This is a genomic window from uncultured Roseobacter sp. (assembly GCF_947499265.1).
Classification (GTDB): domain Bacteria; phylum Pseudomonadota; class Alphaproteobacteria; order Rhodobacterales; family Rhodobacteraceae; genus Roseobacter.
Window position 1 is genome coordinate 66,448 of record NZ_CANMNK010000010.1, and the last position, 14,514, is coordinate 80,961.

A 14,514-nucleotide genomic window follows, 5' to 3' on the forward strand; every position below is an offset into this window, starting at 1 on the left:
TTCGATATTGAGCAATGTCAAAGAGAGTTGGAGAAATTCAGCCTATACTTGACGCATATCCCAGATAGCAAAGGATGAGACATGGCGAACAAATCCGAGACGCAGACATCGACAAAGGACGCAGCCCCATTTGGCGCGCTGGCGCAGCTTCAGGAAGCTGGCTTCGGCAATATGGTTGGCATGAGCACTGCCTGGATGGAAGCGATGGGTGAAATGGGTGCGGAAGTAGCTGGCTTTATTGCCGAGCGGATCAAGGAAGATGTGAAGACACAGCACAAGATGCTGCATTGCAAGAACGTTGGCGAGCTTCAGCACATTCAGGGTGAGTTCATCCAGAAAGCAATCGATCAGTATCAGGCCGAAACCGGCAAGCTGGTCGAGATGAGCACAAAGGCCTTTGCGCCCGAGGCCAACGGCGAAAAGAAGAAATCCTAGCCAAAGACGTAGCGCCCCGGCGCTGCGTCCAAGGTTTGCACAAGCGACGGGTGGTGGTCTTTCGGATCGCCACTTTTGCTTTTCAACCAGTCGCTCCAATGGGTCCACCAGGAGCCGTCCTGCGGTGTTTGCCGGTCAAACCAGTCTTGTGCCGTGATGTGGGTATCCCCCTCTGTCTTGTGGCCGCACCGGAAATGCCTGCCGGCATGGCCGGGCTCTGACAGAATGCCGCCGTTGTGCCCGCCGTTGGTCAACACGAAGGTGACATCCGTATCGGTCAGCAGTGACAGCTTGTAGACCGATGTCCAGGGGGAGACATGATCGGTTTCCGTCGCGACGCAGTAGATCGGACAGCGGATATCCGTCAGCGCGACAGAGGATCCATCGACCTGAAACCGCCCCTTTGCGAGGTCGTTTTTCAAGAACAGGTGCCGCAGGTATTCCGAATGCATCCTGGCAGGCATGCGGGTGGCGTCGGCGTTCCACGCCATCAGCGGGTTGTCCGCCGTGCGTTCGCCCAAAAGGTAGTGCCGGATGACGCGGCTCCAGATCAGGTCGTTGGAGCGCAAGAGCTGGAACGCCCCCGCCATCTGGTCCGCTTTGAGATAGCCACGCATGGCCATCATATCCTCCAGGAAGGCGACCTGGCTTTCGTTGACGAAAAGACCAAGCTCGCCGGGATCAGAGAAATCCACCTGTGACGCCAGCAAGTTGACGGTGCGCAGGGTGGTGTCGCCATCGCGTGCCATCGCCGCGGCCACGATCGACAACAAGCTGCCGCCAAGGCAGTAGCCGACCGCATGAATATGTTCCGCGCCGAGGGATTTGATCCGGGCCATGGCCGCCCGGACACCAATATCGACATAGTCCTGCATGGAAAGCGCGGCGTCTGTATCATCCGGGTTTTTCCACGACATGATGAAGACCTCAAAGCCCTGATCGCGCAAATAGGCCACCAATGACCTTTGGGCGGTCAGGTCCAGAATATAGTATTTCATGATCCAGGCAGGCACGATCAGGATCGGTTCGGGGTGCACCTGCGCGGTCGTCGGGCGGTACCGGATCAGCTCCATCAATTCGTTGCGCATGATGACATCGCCCGGCGTGGTGGCGAGGTCTTCGCCGACGCAGAAGGTGCTCGCGCGGCGCGGTGACTTCGATATCAACCGGTTGAAGTCTTCGATCCAATACCGCGCGCCACGGATCAGGTTTTGGCCCAGCTCCTCACGCGTGCGCTGCTGTACCTGCGGATTTGTGGCCAGAAAGTTTGCCGGCGACCACATGTCGATCCATTGCCGCATTGCGAAATTGACGATCTGGGCATGTTTGGGATCCACCCCGGGCATGTTGGTTGTGGCCGCGTCGCACCAGTTTTGCGCCGCCATGCTTGCTTGAGCAAAGAGGTTATAGGGATAGGTAGCCCAGGCGGGATCGGCGAAACGCGGGTCCGTTGCGGGATCAAGGTCAGGAGAATTTGTCAGGCCCAACTTGAGCAATTCTGTCTGTTTGTCGGGGGAGGCCAGCAGATGCAAAGACCAATCGAGGTAGGCCGTCGCCAGGGCCGCGGGCGAGAGCCCTCCCGTCCATTGACCCAAGGCCGCATGCCACCGCGGATCAAGGCCGCGCTTTTTGGTTTCTGTTCCGCTCATAACTTTGATCTTTCAATAAGGCTGACACCGGCGGAAATCGCGTCGCTGGGGTGGGTCACCACACGCTCGCCCGGTTCCAGACCGGCCTGCACCTCGGTCATCTGCCCATTGCGGCGCCCAAGCGTGACGTTGCGCATTTCGGCAATGCCATCGCGCGCGACAAAGACCGCCCACGCTGTGCCATCCCGGAACACGGCGCTGAGCGGCACCTGCAAAACCTCCTCTGCGTGCCACTCGACAATCCGGAGGAAAACCGAGAACCCATCGCCGAGATTGGACCGCTCCTCCTGCGGGCTTGTCAGTGTGAAATAGGCGTCCACGCGCTGTTCCTCGATGCCCAGAGCGGAAACCTTGGTGCGCGCCTTGGGCTCAATTCTATCAAGTTTGGCCTGCAAGACATTGGGCCCGCCCCAGCGTTCCACATAAGCCAGCGCACCCGGTTCCAGCCGGACGGCATCGTTCGACAGGATGTCGGCGACAAGTTCCAGGTCATCCGGATCCCCTATGCTGACCAGCGGCGCACCGATGGTAACCGGGCGTTCGCTCATGGCAGAGACGGAGAGAATGACCCCGTCCGCCGGTGACGTCAGCTCAATACAACAGTTTGATCGCGCGCTTGCCGTGGCTTCGGGGTCCAGAAGGCTCGCTCTGGCGCGTCCGATCACCCCTTCAGCCATGTCGATGCGCGCCTGCGCCGCGTCAACGGTTGCAATTGCGACGGCGAGCCTTTGGCTGTTGTCTTCTAACTGGGTGATTGAGGACACACCGCGGGCCACGAGTGCCTTGGTGCGGTCAAACTGGGATTGGGCAAATCGTTTGGTCTCCTCCGCCTGTTTCAGATCGGCCTGTGCCACGTGGCGTGAGGCGAGGGCCTCCTGCAATGCCGCCTCGGCCTGCAGCCGCGAGCGCGTATCCAAGAGCGCAGAGGAGGAGGGTTGAACGACGGCAACAACCGTCTCGCCTGCGCGGACGGCATCGCCCACCTCCACCGGAGACCGCAGCGCAGTGCCCGCGATGGGGGAGGCCACCTCGTAAAGATCGCGCACCTCGGTTTCGCCATCCGCATTGATGGTGATCTCAAGCGGGCCGCGCGTGACCTCTGCCAGATCGACCGGAACGGGGTCTTCGCGAAAACTGACATAGGCCAGCCCGGCGACAACAGCGACGCCAAATCCAAGCAGAAGGGTGGTACGTGTAGAATAGGCCATGGTTCATTCCCGTGTCTTCATGACAGCGACGAGGTTCAATCGATCCAAGCGGCGGCGCACGATCATCGCCGAGGCAAAGGCGGCGCAGAGCACGACGAGGCTGCCGAGCGCAAATGTGTCGGGTTTCAGCACCAGCGGGATCGCGTAAAGGTCGCTGGTAAAGGCGTTTGTCATGGCGTTGGCGATCCATGCGCCAATCAGCCAGCCAACGGGCTGCGCCATAAGGGCGATCAGCATCATCTCACCGACAAGGATGTAGGAAACCTCGCCACGGTCAAACCCAAGGATGCGCAGGCTGGCAAGCTCGCGCGCGCGCTCTGAAAGCTGAATACGGGCGGCGTTGTAGGTGACGCCAATTGTGATCAGCACGGCGATGGCGATGTAGATCGAATTCATCACCGTGACGTTCCGGTCGACCGTTTCTTCAAACGACCGGCGGTTTTCATTCATTTCGATGATCCCGGTGATGCCAGGTATCTCCTTGATTTCCCGGTGCAATGCCGCAGTGTATCGGTCGTCCAGGGTCATGTTCGCGGTCGAGATGCGTGGCGCCTGGCGAAAGAGGGCGTTGAGGAATTCCAGATCCATGTAGGCCCCTAGGCCAAAATGCTGCTCCACCAGCCCGGTGACCAGCAGCGGATAGGTGCCACGTCGACCGCTGAGAAATTCCGCGTCGATGGTATCGCCGCTTTGCACGTTGAGCTGTTTGGCCAGCCGTTCGGAGAGCAGAATGCCACCCGGGGGCGCCGCAATGGGTTGTCCTTCTGCATCCAGCACACGACTGAGATCGGTGCCGGGGCGGCGGGCTTCGACGGCCAGGCGTTTTGACCGGTGCCCATGACGCAGCACAGCCGTATGGAATTGCTGGCTTTCGGCCTGCAGTACGCCGGGCAGCCTGCGTATATCTTCCAGGGTCGCTTCGGGCAGATCCTCGTCGAAGATCAACATCGCGTCCTGCCGGTTGGTCTGATAGAAGGCCAGGTCAACGATCTCATCCAGAGCGTCATTGATAAAGATGGAGGCGATGACCGAGGCAACCGCCAGCGCCAGCCCCAGCGACGTCAGAAAGCTGCGCAGGGGCCATCGCAGCAGGCTGCGTAGGATCATGATCGTTGGCTGGGTCAGGCGCAAGCTGACCATCGCCTCATCGATCAGGGACCGTTTGAACCGTGGCGGGGCAGGGGGCTGCATCGCAATTGCGGGCGCGAGCTTTGCCGCTTTGAGGGCGGCCTGGGCAGCCCCAAGGCATGTGGTGGCCAATCCGGCCAGACCAGCGGCGGCATAGACCCAGTAAGACACGCGAAAAATCACGAAGGGGAAATTGAAGAATTCCGCGTATTGCAAGGCGGTCGTACGGGCCAGCGCCGTGCCCGCGATCCAGCCCAGAATGACGCCGACCACTGCGATCAGGCCCGCCAGCATGAGGTAGTGCAGACAAACTTCTGTCTTGGAGTAGCCTATGGCCTTCAGCAGACCGATTTCGCTGCGTTCCAGCGCAATGATCCGGCTCATCACCATGCTGACCAAGAACCCGGAAATGCCAAAGAAGATCGGCGGGAGGATGGCCGCCATCCCCTTCAACTGGTTGATTTCGGCATCAAGAAACGCGTCGGATTGATGGGTGGTGCGGTCATAGGCACCCAGCCCGCCGTAGGGTTCGAGCAGATCGTCGAGAGCATCCATCACGGGCTCGGCGGACGTGCCGACGGCCAAGGCGATGGCCACGTCATTGAAGGCGCCCTCCATGTCGAATGCGGCGGCGGCGGCGCGTTCAGACATCCAGATGATCCCGAAGGAGTCATTGTCCGGCATCAGGGCACCGGGCCCGATGGTATAGACAAACTCTGGCGACAGCGCCGTGCCGACGATGGTCAGCTCGCGTTTCTGACCCTTGAGATTGGCACTGAAGCGGTCACCAAGCTGAAAGCCGTTGGCCTGCGCAAAGGGCGCATTCACCACAACCTCGCCGGTGACCACGGGATCGGGAAACCTTCCTTGAACCAGCAGCGGCACATTCAGGACCGGATCGGCGTTTTCCGGGTAAGACAGGATCCGTCCTACCGCGATCTTGGTTTGCTCCGGAATGTCCAGAATTGCATAGCCCGCCACCCGCGCTTCGACGCTCAGCACGCCGTCAATGCGCGTAATTTCCGAAAGCAGTGAAAGTGGCGCGCGGGTGGCATGCACAAAGACATCCGCAAACCTGTTGCGTTCGTAGTAGGCCGTGCGCGTCTCTGACAAGGCTGTGTACATCCCCACAGAGGTCAGCAGGATCGCGACGCCGCAGGCCAGAACCAAAGCGATGGCAACCGCCTGTATCCACAAGCGTTTGAAATCACGCAGCAGTTTCTTGTCGATTGCCTGCACCGCCGGTCACCACGCAATCTCGGAGGGCGCAAGACGTTCGGTGTTGACCCGGGTTTCGCTGATCTTGCCGTCCTGGAAAAAGATCACCCGGTGCGCCATGCGCTGGATTTCGGCGTTATGGGTGATAACAACCGTTGTGGTGGCGAACCGCTCGTTGATGTCGCGCAAAACCTCCAGCACCTGAACGCCGGTGGTGCTGTCCAGCGCGCCGGTAGGTTCATCGCACAACAATATCTGCGGGCGCTTGGCGATGGCACGCGCAATGGCCACGCGTTGCTGTTCGCCACCCGACATCTCGGAGGGGAAGTGGTCCATGCGTTTACCCAGGCCCACAAGGTCCAGGGCTTCGGCGGCGGGCATCGGATCAGGGGCCACATCCGTGACCAGTTGCACGTTTTCGCGGGCGGTCAGGCTGGGGACCAGATTGTAGAACTGAAAGACAAACCCCACGTGATCGCGGCGGTATCTGGTAAGACCACGATCGGACATATCGGTCAGTTCCGTGTCCGCAAACCAGACCCGGCCATCCGTCGCATGATCGAGACCGCCCAGGATGTTAAGCAGCGTGGATTTGCCACTGCCCGAGGGGCCGAGCAGGACCGCCAGCTCACTTTTGTAGAGCTCAAGGCTGACGCCATCCAGCGCATAGACCTTCACCTCGCCGGTGTCATAAACCTTAGTGATGTTTTCGGTTCTGAAAATGATCTCGGGCACGCATGTCTCCTGCTTTTTGCGTGCTACAGGATGGCGATGTGCGGCGATTGATCGATCTCAATTCGCGACTGAGGAAGTTTGGACCTCTGCCAGATCTTTCAAAAACCGTTCGATAATTCGGCCTTCCTGTTCGGTATCCTCCAGAGAATTCGCAACACAGGCGGTCGCTGCAAAGCTGCGGCCCAAATCCTTTGATCCGGCCGCATAGGCCTTGGCAGGGGGTGAATGTGCGGCGTTGGTCAGGAAAAGCGCGACAGTGTCGGGCAGGTCGATGTCGCCTTTGAGCAGCGCCCGGAGCGGTGTCGCGGGAAAGGACGTCCAAACCGGCCCGCACAGGATGATCCGATCAAACCCGGCAAGAGACGTGAACGCCTGAGGTGCTAAACGGTGGTTTTGCATCAGGCTGTCGAACCCTGCCCGCATGTAGCCGAAAACGCCATTTGCATAGGCTGGCGCCCCGATCTCCAGCAGATCGCTGTGTAGCGCCTGTGCCAGCTTGGATGCAATACGTTTGGTATGTCCGGATCGTGAATAGAAAACGACACCGGTTTTGGGCAGGTCTTGATCCATGCGAAGTCCTCCAGTGAGATTAGGGTACTTCTGGCAGGCTGCGCCGCGTATATGTTGATAAATGTCAAACACGCAGCGTGAAAACAGGCGTATCAGAACCGGAAAATGGACAAGGCAGATGCTGACAGTACCATCATGGAGAGCGAGTTTTCCCGGGCTTGCGGGAATATCCGAGGATGTCTCGCGCCTTTTGGATAAACGGGCACAGGCCATCCAGTTGAAACAGGGCACGGTGATTTTTGGGCCCGGTAATCCTGCTGAAAACCTGCTGTTGCTGATGTCCGGGACGGTGCGGGTTCAGCAGTTGTCGGAAGCGGGGCGGGAGATCGTCCTATATCGCGTGCATGCCGGGGAAAGCTGCGTGCTGACGACGGCCTGTCTTCTCGCTTTCGAGGATTATTCCGCTGAAGGGATCGCGGAAACCGATGTTGAGGCCATCCTGATCCCACGCGACGCCTTCGATGAGTTGATGGCGGTGTCCAAAGACTTCCGCGCCTTTGTGTTCGAGGCCTATTCCAAGCGGATTACCGATCTCTTTCTGGTGATCGAAGAGATTGCCTTCAAGCGACTGGACATTCGCGTTGCGCAAAAGCTGCTGGAGCTGAAGGGCGCAAAAAACACATTGCATCTCACGCACCAACAGCTGGCCATTGAATTGGGGACAGCGCGGGAGGTGATCTCGCGCCAACTCAAAGAGTTCGAGCGCCGGGGCTGGCTTGGCCTAGGCCGCGGTGTCATTGAACTGCTGGACGCGGTCGCGCTTGGACGTCTTGCCCAAACACCCTGATGCATCCGCCGTGTGACTTTATCACCGACACACCCCGACCAGAGGCGCATGGTGGTCAAAAGCAATCAGTGATGGAGATCGAAATGACTGCAAATTTGGGAAATCTGGATCGTGCCGCCCGCGTAATCCTCGGGCTGGCGCTTTTCATAGCGCCCTTGCTCAACGTACCCGCCATCTGGTCCAGCAGCATTCTGGCCTATGTCAGTATGGCGGCTGGTGTTGTCTTTGTCGCAACTGCCTTTTTCCGGTTCTGCCCGCTTTACCGGTTGCTTGGCATCTCAACCTGCAAGCTCTGAGGGATGGAGACGTCGTTTACACCATTCTTGTCGCTCAGCGGTGGGTTGATGATTGGCCTGGCCGCGGTGCTGCTGATGTGGCTGCGCGGTCGGATCATGGGCGCAACAGGCATCCTTGCCGGGGCGCTTCTGCCGAACAACCTTGATGATTGGCTTTGGCGGGTGATGTTGCTGGTCGGTATGCTGTGCGGCCCTTGGGTTTATTTTGCCATCGTCGGACAGCTGCCAGAGATAAACGTGCAGGTACCCACCGGCCCGCTGATGCTGGGCGGGTTTATCGTGGGCGTCGGCGTGACACTGGGAAGTGGGTGCACCTCGGGGCATGGTGTCTGTGGATTGGCGCGTCTGTCACCCAGATCCATGGCTGCGACCGGAACCTTCATGCTGACCACTGGCATCACGGTCTATGTGGTGCGGCACATATTGGGGGCGTAGCACATGCGCAACTTTCTGACATTTCTGATTGGCGTTCTCTTTGGGACCGGGATTGCTCTATCGGGCATGGCGAACCCGGCCAAGGTTCTGAACTTCTTTGATGTCGCCGGTACATGGGACCCCAGCCTCGCATTTGTCATGGGCGGCGCTGTGTGTGTCACTTTTCTCGGCTATCAGATTGTGCTGAAACGGCCGGCGCCCGTATTCGAGCCGAGATTTGAGATGCCCAAGCAGCATGCACTTGATCCACGGCTGATTTTGGGTGCGGGTCTGTTCGGTATCGGCTGGGGGATTGCCGGTTTTTGCCCAGGGGGTGCTTTACCTGCATTGGGGACGTTTGACGCAAGTGTGGTCCTCTTCGTCGCAGCATTGATTGTTGGCATGCTGGTCACGCGTTTGGTTCTGGGCAGGCGGCTGTTAAGCGCCCGCCGCGCACAACAAAGCACGTTGTAGCACAAAAGTTATAATTCGCATTATGTAAAATATTTTAAAAGGCGTATTGTTGTATCGATCTGTTCGGTCCGGTGAGTTCTCTCATTAGCATTCGTATCCATTGCGTTGATAACAGTCCCAGCCTTCTGCCAATCGCCGTGTTGCGGGTGTCTTTTGCCAATATCAAATTCACAAATCAGCGATGTCGAAAGCCGCGAAAAATTTTCTTGACCATTTTCCTACCTAATAGTAGGTAGCTATTTATTGAAACCACTACTGGAGAACGTTCCCATGAAAATCTATGACGTCGAAGGCTTCCCGAACCCGGCGCGGGTGCGCATCGCGCTGGCGGAAAAAGGTGCAATGGACAAAGTGGAATTTGTCCCGGTTGACGTTATGGGCGGTGAGCATCGCACCGACGCATTCAAAGCCAAAAACCCTGATGCGGTTGTTCCATGCCTTGAGCTGGCGGATGGGAGCCATATTTCCCAATGCACAGCAATTACAGAATATATTGACCGCCATTTCGAAGGCGCTTCGCTGACCGGGGAAACACCAAAGGAACGGGCGCAGATTTCCATGATGAATTTGCGTGCTGAGAACGGCTTGCTGAATGCCGTTGGTACCTACTTTCACCATGCAACACCGGGACTGGGGCCTGATCTTGAAACCTACCAATGCGCCGAATGGGGCAGCAAACAGAAGGAAGTGGCGGGCGAAACCATGACCTATCTGGATGAGGTTCTGGCCGACAATGAATATCTTGCAGGGAATGCCTTCTCGATTGCCGATATCACGGCCTTTGCAGGACTGGCGTTTGCCGATCTTGCCAAGGTAGAAATCCCTGCAAGCCTGTCCAACCTGATCGCTTGGCGCGAAAAAGTCGCCGCCCGCCCCAGTATCGCCGGGTAAACGACACTTCCACTCACGTCGAAAGGACGACAAATGGAACTGAATGCGAATTTTAACGAACGTGTGGTTGTTCACTCCGATCAGCTTGACTGGAATGCGTCACCGATGCCCGGTGTGGACCGGCGCATGCTGGACCGTATCGGCGGTGAAGTTGCCCGCGCAACCACCATCGTGCGCTATGCACCGAACAGCAAGTTTTCCGCGCATACCCATACGGGCGGCGAAGAGTTCATCGTCTTGGATGGCGTGTTCCAGGACGAACATGGCGACTTCCCCGAAGGCACTTATGTGCGAAATCCGCCAACGACCTCGCATACGCCAGGGTCGGAACCGGGCTGCACAATCTTCGTGAAGCTATGGCAGTTCGACATGGAAGATCGCACCCAATTTCGCAAGAATATGGCGGAAGAGCTGTCGGCTCCTGTGAACGGTGTTGCGACCGCCGAGCTGCACCGCGACGAACGCGAGACGGTGACCTACAGCCACATCGATGCCGGTGCGACACTTGAAAGTGCGGATGCAGGCGGCATCGAAATGTTGGTGATCGCCGGGTCCGTGGTGGAGAGCGGCGATACGCTTGGCAAAGGCGCATGGCTGCGCTTGCCGGAAGGCGCAACGCTGTCTGCCGTTGCCGGGGGCCAAGGTGCGAAAGTCTGGATCAAAACAGGTCATTTGCCATACGCTAAGCCACCTGCCGTGTGATGGGCCACGGGAAAGCCCACTGACTTGCTGCCAAAAAGGGGCTAACCAGTGTCGGCTCCTTTTTACGGAATTTTACGCTAGAGGTTTGACCAGATGCGAACTCTGATCATCGGGGGCGGCCTGTCTGGTCTTGCAATCGCCGAGATGCTGGAGGCGCGGGGTCAGGACTGTCTGCTCCTGGAGGCGCGCGCGCGTTTTGGCGGGCGCATCAAGACAGAACATCATGACGGTGTTGGTTTTGACATGGGGCCTGCATGGTTCTGGCCAGGCCAGCCACGCCTATTGGCGCTGACAGAGCGTTTGGGTTTGGAAAAATTTGACCAATTCTCTGACGGTGCCCTGATCTTCGAGGATGAAAACGGACGAGTTCAGCGCGACCGTGGCTTTGCGTCGATGCAAGGATCCTGGCGTCTCAAGGACGGGCTTGGCGCGCTCACTCAGGGGCTTGTCGACAGGCTTCCCGCTGCGCGCCTGCGCTTGAATGCTCATGCGACGGAGCTTGCACTGACCGCGAAGGGTGTGACCGCAGTAACCGAGGGCGGGGAAACATTTGCCGCTAATCAGCTTGTGCTCGCCCTCCCCCCACGTCTGGCCGCCGAAATCGGTTATACACCCGCCCTGTCCGCGGACGCCCTTCATGCGCTCAAATCTGTGCCGACCTGGATGGCAGGTCAGGCGAAAGCGATTGCGATATATGACAGGCCATTTTGGCGCGAGGCCGGATTATCAGGGGACGCGATGAGCCGGTTTGGGCCGATGGTCGAAGTTCACGATGCCTCGCCTGCCCATGGCGGACCCTATGCATTGTTTGGTTTCATCGGTGTGCCGCCTGAAAATCGTGGGGAGGAAACGATCCTGCGCCAGCATCTGGTATCGCAACTGGGCCGCCTCTTTGGTGCAGCGGCAGAAAACCCGGTTGCCCTTTACATCAAAGACTGGGCGATTGATCCGCACACCGCGTCCGCTTCTGACCGGAAACCGATATATGCGCATCCAACCTATGCCATGCCGCAAAGCATGGTGGGGGTATGGGACGGCAAGCTTCACCTCGCCGGTACCGAAGTGGCGCCGCAATTCGGCGGCTACCTCGAAGGGGCTTTGGAAGCCGCCGAAAACGTATTAAGCACGCTCGACAACTGAAGAATGGGCCAAACCATGGTGACTGATACAAAAACCGCACTTCTGGATTCCGCAGAACGGGCCGCACGCACGCGCGGTTTCGACGGCTTCAGCTATGCCGACCTGGCGCAGGACGTTGGCATCCGCAAAGCAAGCATTCATCACCACTTCCCGACGAAGGCGGCCCTGTCTGTCGCGCTGATGCAGCGGTATTCTGAAGACCTTGAACGCGCCTCCGCCCAGATCGATGAAACCGTCCCGACAGGGGCCGGGCGGCTGCGCGCATTGATCGATCGCTACCGCGCTGCGCTGAATGGCGGCAAAAGCCTGTGCCTCTGCGTGTCATTTTCAACCAGTCGCGAGAGCCTGCCGCCGGAGGTCATCGACCAGATCCGCCGCTTTCGTTTGATGATGATCAACTGGCTGGAAACCGTGTTTGAAACGGGTCGGATGGATGGCACGATTGGCGATGTCGTCACGCCCACCGCTGAAGCATCTGCCGCATTGCCCTTGCTCGAAGGGGCGCAGCTGACGGCGCGGGCGGAGGAAGACCCGGCGCTCTTCGACACTGCATTGCAGCTCTTGCAGGCAAGACTGCGCTAAGGCGCTCCCCAACTCATTTGAGCGCGGGGCGTGCCACCTCAAGATCGAACCAGCCGGATTTCGAATTCGCAGCCGGCATGACCCTGACAGCCACATTTCGTCTCAACCGCACGGCAGCGCCGGTGGACCAACGCGCGGTAAAGGTGCTCGAACACGGCGGCATGCCAGTGGCACGTCACGTCGCGGTGCGTCTCTCCACGGATCAGAGGGTTGTTCTCGATTTGAAAATGCCAGGGCGTGAGTGCCCGAAAGCGCCCTGATCCGGCAAAGGTCCAGGCATGCTGCGCAATTGCGCGCGCAAGGATGTAGGCTGCAAGGCTGGCAGGCAAGGCTTTGAGCACCACGTGCGCCGGTCGCGGAATGCGGTGTTTCAAGATATAGGCTGCGGTCCTTTGCCCGGCGATTTTTGACAGTCTGATGGCCGCGCCGGGCTCTTCACAGCGTAGCTGACGGTGCAAGCGTGCGGCGTCCCGCTCAGGTATCATGCTCTTGCCGTCGGGTGCCTCTGCCAGACCGGCATTGGCCATCAATTCCGTCACCCGGCGCCTGCCGCCATATTCCTCAACGACAGGCAGCAGCTGCAGTATTGCGTTTGGACCGATCAAACCGGTCTGGTCGGCGCCATCCTCAGGCATCCCCCATTTGTTCGGTGCTGCCACCGCAGGCACGGGCGGCGGACCGCTCCTTCATCTGCGCGCGCACCGCTTCGCGCCGCTCGGCCGCCTGGGCGGCACGATCCGCAGCGGCCTCCCAATCATCCAGTTGCGCTTCTGCCAGTTCCCGGGTTTCGTCAAAATGGAAATCCACCTTGGATTTGGTCTGCGGGCCCCAGTAACCTGCTTTGCCGAGATCATAGAATGTGCGTTTGTATCCCGCTTTGAGAAAGGCATAGAGACACCCCAGAAGATAACGCCGTCGGAAACCCGTGCCGCGCCATGGGTAGTGAAACAGTGCCTTTTTCGAATAAAACCGGCGGTAATTGTTCATCACCCCGTCCAGCAATTCGCCGCGTTCCATCTGGGCGGGCTTCATGATCGGGGTGACAAAATTGTATTTGCTGAAGTCGTAGATCTCGACCTGATCCTTGAGTTCCTGAAACAGCGGCGTGAAAGGCCAGGGCGTATACATCGACCAATTTGCCAGATCGGGCTGCCAGTCCCAGGCCATCTTGTAGGTTTCTTCCAGCGTTTCGGGCGTTTCATTGTCCAGCCCGACGATGAACTGCGCCTCCACCAGAATATCGGCGTCGCGCAGCAGTTTGATTGCGGTCTTGTTCTCTTCGACCTTGGTTTCCTTGTTGAACACGTCCAGCTTCATCTGCGCCGCAGCCTCAGTGCCCAGGCTGACGTGCACCAACCCGGCTTTGCGGTAGAATTTGAGCAGGTCCTTGTCGCGGTAGATGTCCGTCACCCGCGTATTGATGCCCCATTTGACCCGTTTCGGCAGGTCGCGTGCGATCAACTCCTCGCAGAAGGCGATGAATTTCTTCTTGTTGATGGTGGGTTCCTCGTCGGCCAGAATGAAAAACCCGACATCGTGGTTGTCCACGAGGTCTTCGATCTCATCGACCACATGTTTGGGATCTCTTACCCGGTAATCGCGCCAAAATTTCCATTGGCTGCAGAAGGAGCAGGTAAAGGGACATCCGCGCGCCAGATTTGGGATTGCGACGCGGGTGCCCAACGGGATGTAGATGTATTTTGACCATTCCAGAACGGTCCAGTCGGGTTTGATCTTTTCCAGATCCTTGACCGTGGAGGCCGCCTGAGTTGCAACGATCTCCTCCTGATCGACAAAGGCGAGGCCCTTGATCTTGCGCCGCTCCGCGGGCCAGCGTCCGTCTTCGATGGCCAGCATCAGTTCGGTGCAGATCTCCTCGCCCTCCCCCCGGACGATCACGTCGATCCAGGGCGCTTCGGACAAAACTTGCTTGTACATGAAAGTAGCATGCACGCCGCCCATCACCCGGACAGCATCGGGGACGACCTGGGAGGCGATTTTCAACACATCTTCGGCCTTGTAGATGGAAGGGGTGATGGCGGTGACCCCAACCACATCCGGCTTCAACGCTTCCATTTCCTGCGCGAGATCCGCGTCGGTTTTGTTATCCGTCATCGCATCAATGAAATGCACATCATCGAAGCCCGCTTGTCGGAGGTGTCCCGTCAGATAGGCGACCCAGGCAGGCGGCCAGGTGCCGGCAATCTCTGCCCCGCCGGAACGGTAGTTTGGATGGACGAATAGAATACGCATCTGACATACCTCCTGATACTGTCAGGTTTAGT

Annotated in this window: 16 protein-coding genes; 9 read left to right on the forward strand and 7 right to left on the reverse strand. The window is 58.6% G+C overall.

All coding sequences use genetic code 11. The features are described from left to right. The first annotated feature begins 81 nt into the window (after positions 1-81). Positions 82-435 carry a phasin family protein gene (locus tag Q1A63_RS22750; RefSeq protein ID WP_298975379.1) on the forward strand — a complete coding sequence of 118 codons (354 nt, stop codon included), beginning with the start codon at positions 82-84 and terminating at the stop codon, positions 433-435. Here Q1A63_RS22750 and Q1A63_RS22755 read toward each other — a convergent pair. The 5 genes from Q1A63_RS22755 to Q1A63_RS22775 are packed head-to-tail and all read right to left on the reverse strand — an operon-like array spanning position 432 to position 6,943. After that, a complete protein-coding gene (locus Q1A63_RS22755; RefSeq protein ID WP_298975380.1) occupies positions 432-2,084 on the reverse strand; it encodes an alpha/beta fold hydrolase in 1,653 nt (550 codons plus the stop codon). The genes Q1A63_RS22750 and Q1A63_RS22755 overlap by 4 nt on opposite strands. Then, positions 2,081-3,292: an HlyD family efflux transporter periplasmic adaptor subunit gene (locus Q1A63_RS22760; protein WP_298975381.1), complete on the reverse strand. Its 1,212-nt coding sequence runs from the start codon at positions 3,290-3,292 to the stop codon at positions 2,081-2,083. The genes Q1A63_RS22755 and Q1A63_RS22760 overlap by 4 nt, the downstream gene beginning before the upstream one ends. 3 nt (positions 3,293-3,295) lie before the next feature. Further along, on the reverse strand, positions 3,296-5,659 hold the full coding sequence (locus tag Q1A63_RS22765) for an FtsX-like permease family protein (protein WP_298975382.1): 2,364 nt from the start codon (positions 5,657-5,659) through the stop codon (positions 3,296-3,298). Between the two features lie 6 nt (positions 5,660-5,665). After that, on the reverse strand, positions 5,666-6,373 hold the full coding sequence (locus Q1A63_RS22770) for an ABC transporter ATP-binding protein (protein WP_298975383.1): 708 nt from the start codon (positions 6,371-6,373) through the stop codon (positions 5,666-5,668). 57 nt (positions 6,374-6,430) lie between these two features. After that, a complete protein-coding gene (locus Q1A63_RS22775; protein WP_298975384.1) occupies positions 6,431-6,943 on the reverse strand; it encodes a hypothetical protein in 513 nt (170 codons plus the stop codon). Between the two features lie 118 nt (positions 6,944-7,061). Between Q1A63_RS22775 and Q1A63_RS22780 the strand changes: the two genes are divergently transcribed. The 8 genes from Q1A63_RS22780 (at position 7,062) to Q1A63_RS22815 (ending at position 12,229) form a co-directional block, all read left to right on the forward strand. Continuing rightward, entirely contained in the window at positions 7,062-7,730 is a 669-nt protein-coding gene (locus tag Q1A63_RS22780) for a Crp/Fnr family transcriptional regulator (protein WP_298975385.1), read from the forward strand. Between the two features lie 83 nt (positions 7,731-7,813). Beyond that, the gene (locus tag Q1A63_RS22785) at positions 7,814-8,026 is read left to right on the forward strand and encodes a DUF2892 domain-containing protein (protein ID WP_298975386.1); all 213 of its coding nucleotides are present in this window, start codon (positions 7,814-7,816) and stop codon (positions 8,024-8,026) included. 3 nt (positions 8,027-8,029) lie between these two features. Further along, positions 8,030-8,461 carry a YeeE/YedE family protein gene (locus Q1A63_RS22790; RefSeq protein ID WP_298975387.1) on the forward strand — a complete coding sequence of 144 codons (432 nt, stop codon included), beginning with the start codon at positions 8,030-8,032 and terminating at the stop codon, positions 8,459-8,461. A 3-nt stretch (positions 8,462-8,464) separates the two neighbouring features. Next, positions 8,465-8,914: a DUF6691 family protein gene (locus Q1A63_RS22795; protein ID WP_299632516.1), complete on the forward strand. Its 450-nt coding sequence runs from the start codon at positions 8,465-8,467 to the stop codon at positions 8,912-8,914. A 270-nt stretch (positions 8,915-9,184) separates the two neighbouring features. Beyond that, complete coding sequence (locus Q1A63_RS22800) at positions 9,185-9,805, forward strand: glutathione S-transferase (RefSeq protein ID WP_298975389.1); 621 nt, start codon at positions 9,185-9,187, stop codon at positions 9,803-9,805. 33 nt (positions 9,806-9,838) lie between these two features. After that, positions 9,839-10,507 carry a cupin domain-containing protein gene (locus tag Q1A63_RS22805; RefSeq protein WP_298975390.1) on the forward strand — a complete coding sequence of 223 codons (669 nt, stop codon included), beginning with the start codon at positions 9,839-9,841 and terminating at the stop codon, positions 10,505-10,507. A gap of 93 nt (positions 10,508-10,600) precedes the next feature. Continuing rightward, positions 10,601-11,647 (forward strand): FAD-dependent oxidoreductase, encoded by a 1,047-nt coding sequence (locus tag Q1A63_RS22810; protein WP_298975391.1) that lies wholly within the window; start codon positions 10,601-10,603, stop codon positions 11,645-11,647. Between the two features lie 15 nt (positions 11,648-11,662). After that, a complete protein-coding gene (locus Q1A63_RS22815; protein WP_298975392.1) occupies positions 11,663-12,229 on the forward strand; it encodes a TetR/AcrR family transcriptional regulator in 567 nt (188 codons plus the stop codon). 38 nt (positions 12,230-12,267) lie between these two features. Here Q1A63_RS22815 and bchJ read toward each other — a convergent pair whose 3' ends face one another. Together bchJ and bchE are read right to left on the reverse strand one after the other, a co-directional pair. Continuing rightward, positions 12,268-12,864, reverse strand: a complete 597-nt coding sequence (gene bchJ, locus Q1A63_RS22820; protein ID WP_298975394.1) for a bacteriochlorophyll 4-vinyl reductase — start codon at positions 12,862-12,864, stop codon at positions 12,268-12,270. After that, on the reverse strand, positions 12,857-14,482 hold the full coding sequence (gene bchE, locus Q1A63_RS22825) for a magnesium-protoporphyrin IX monomethyl ester anaerobic oxidative cyclase (protein WP_298975395.1): 1,626 nt from the start codon (positions 14,480-14,482) through the stop codon (positions 12,857-12,859). Before bchE ends, bchJ begins: the two co-directional genes overlap by 8 nt. Between the last annotated feature and the right edge of the window lie 32 nt (positions 14,483-14,514).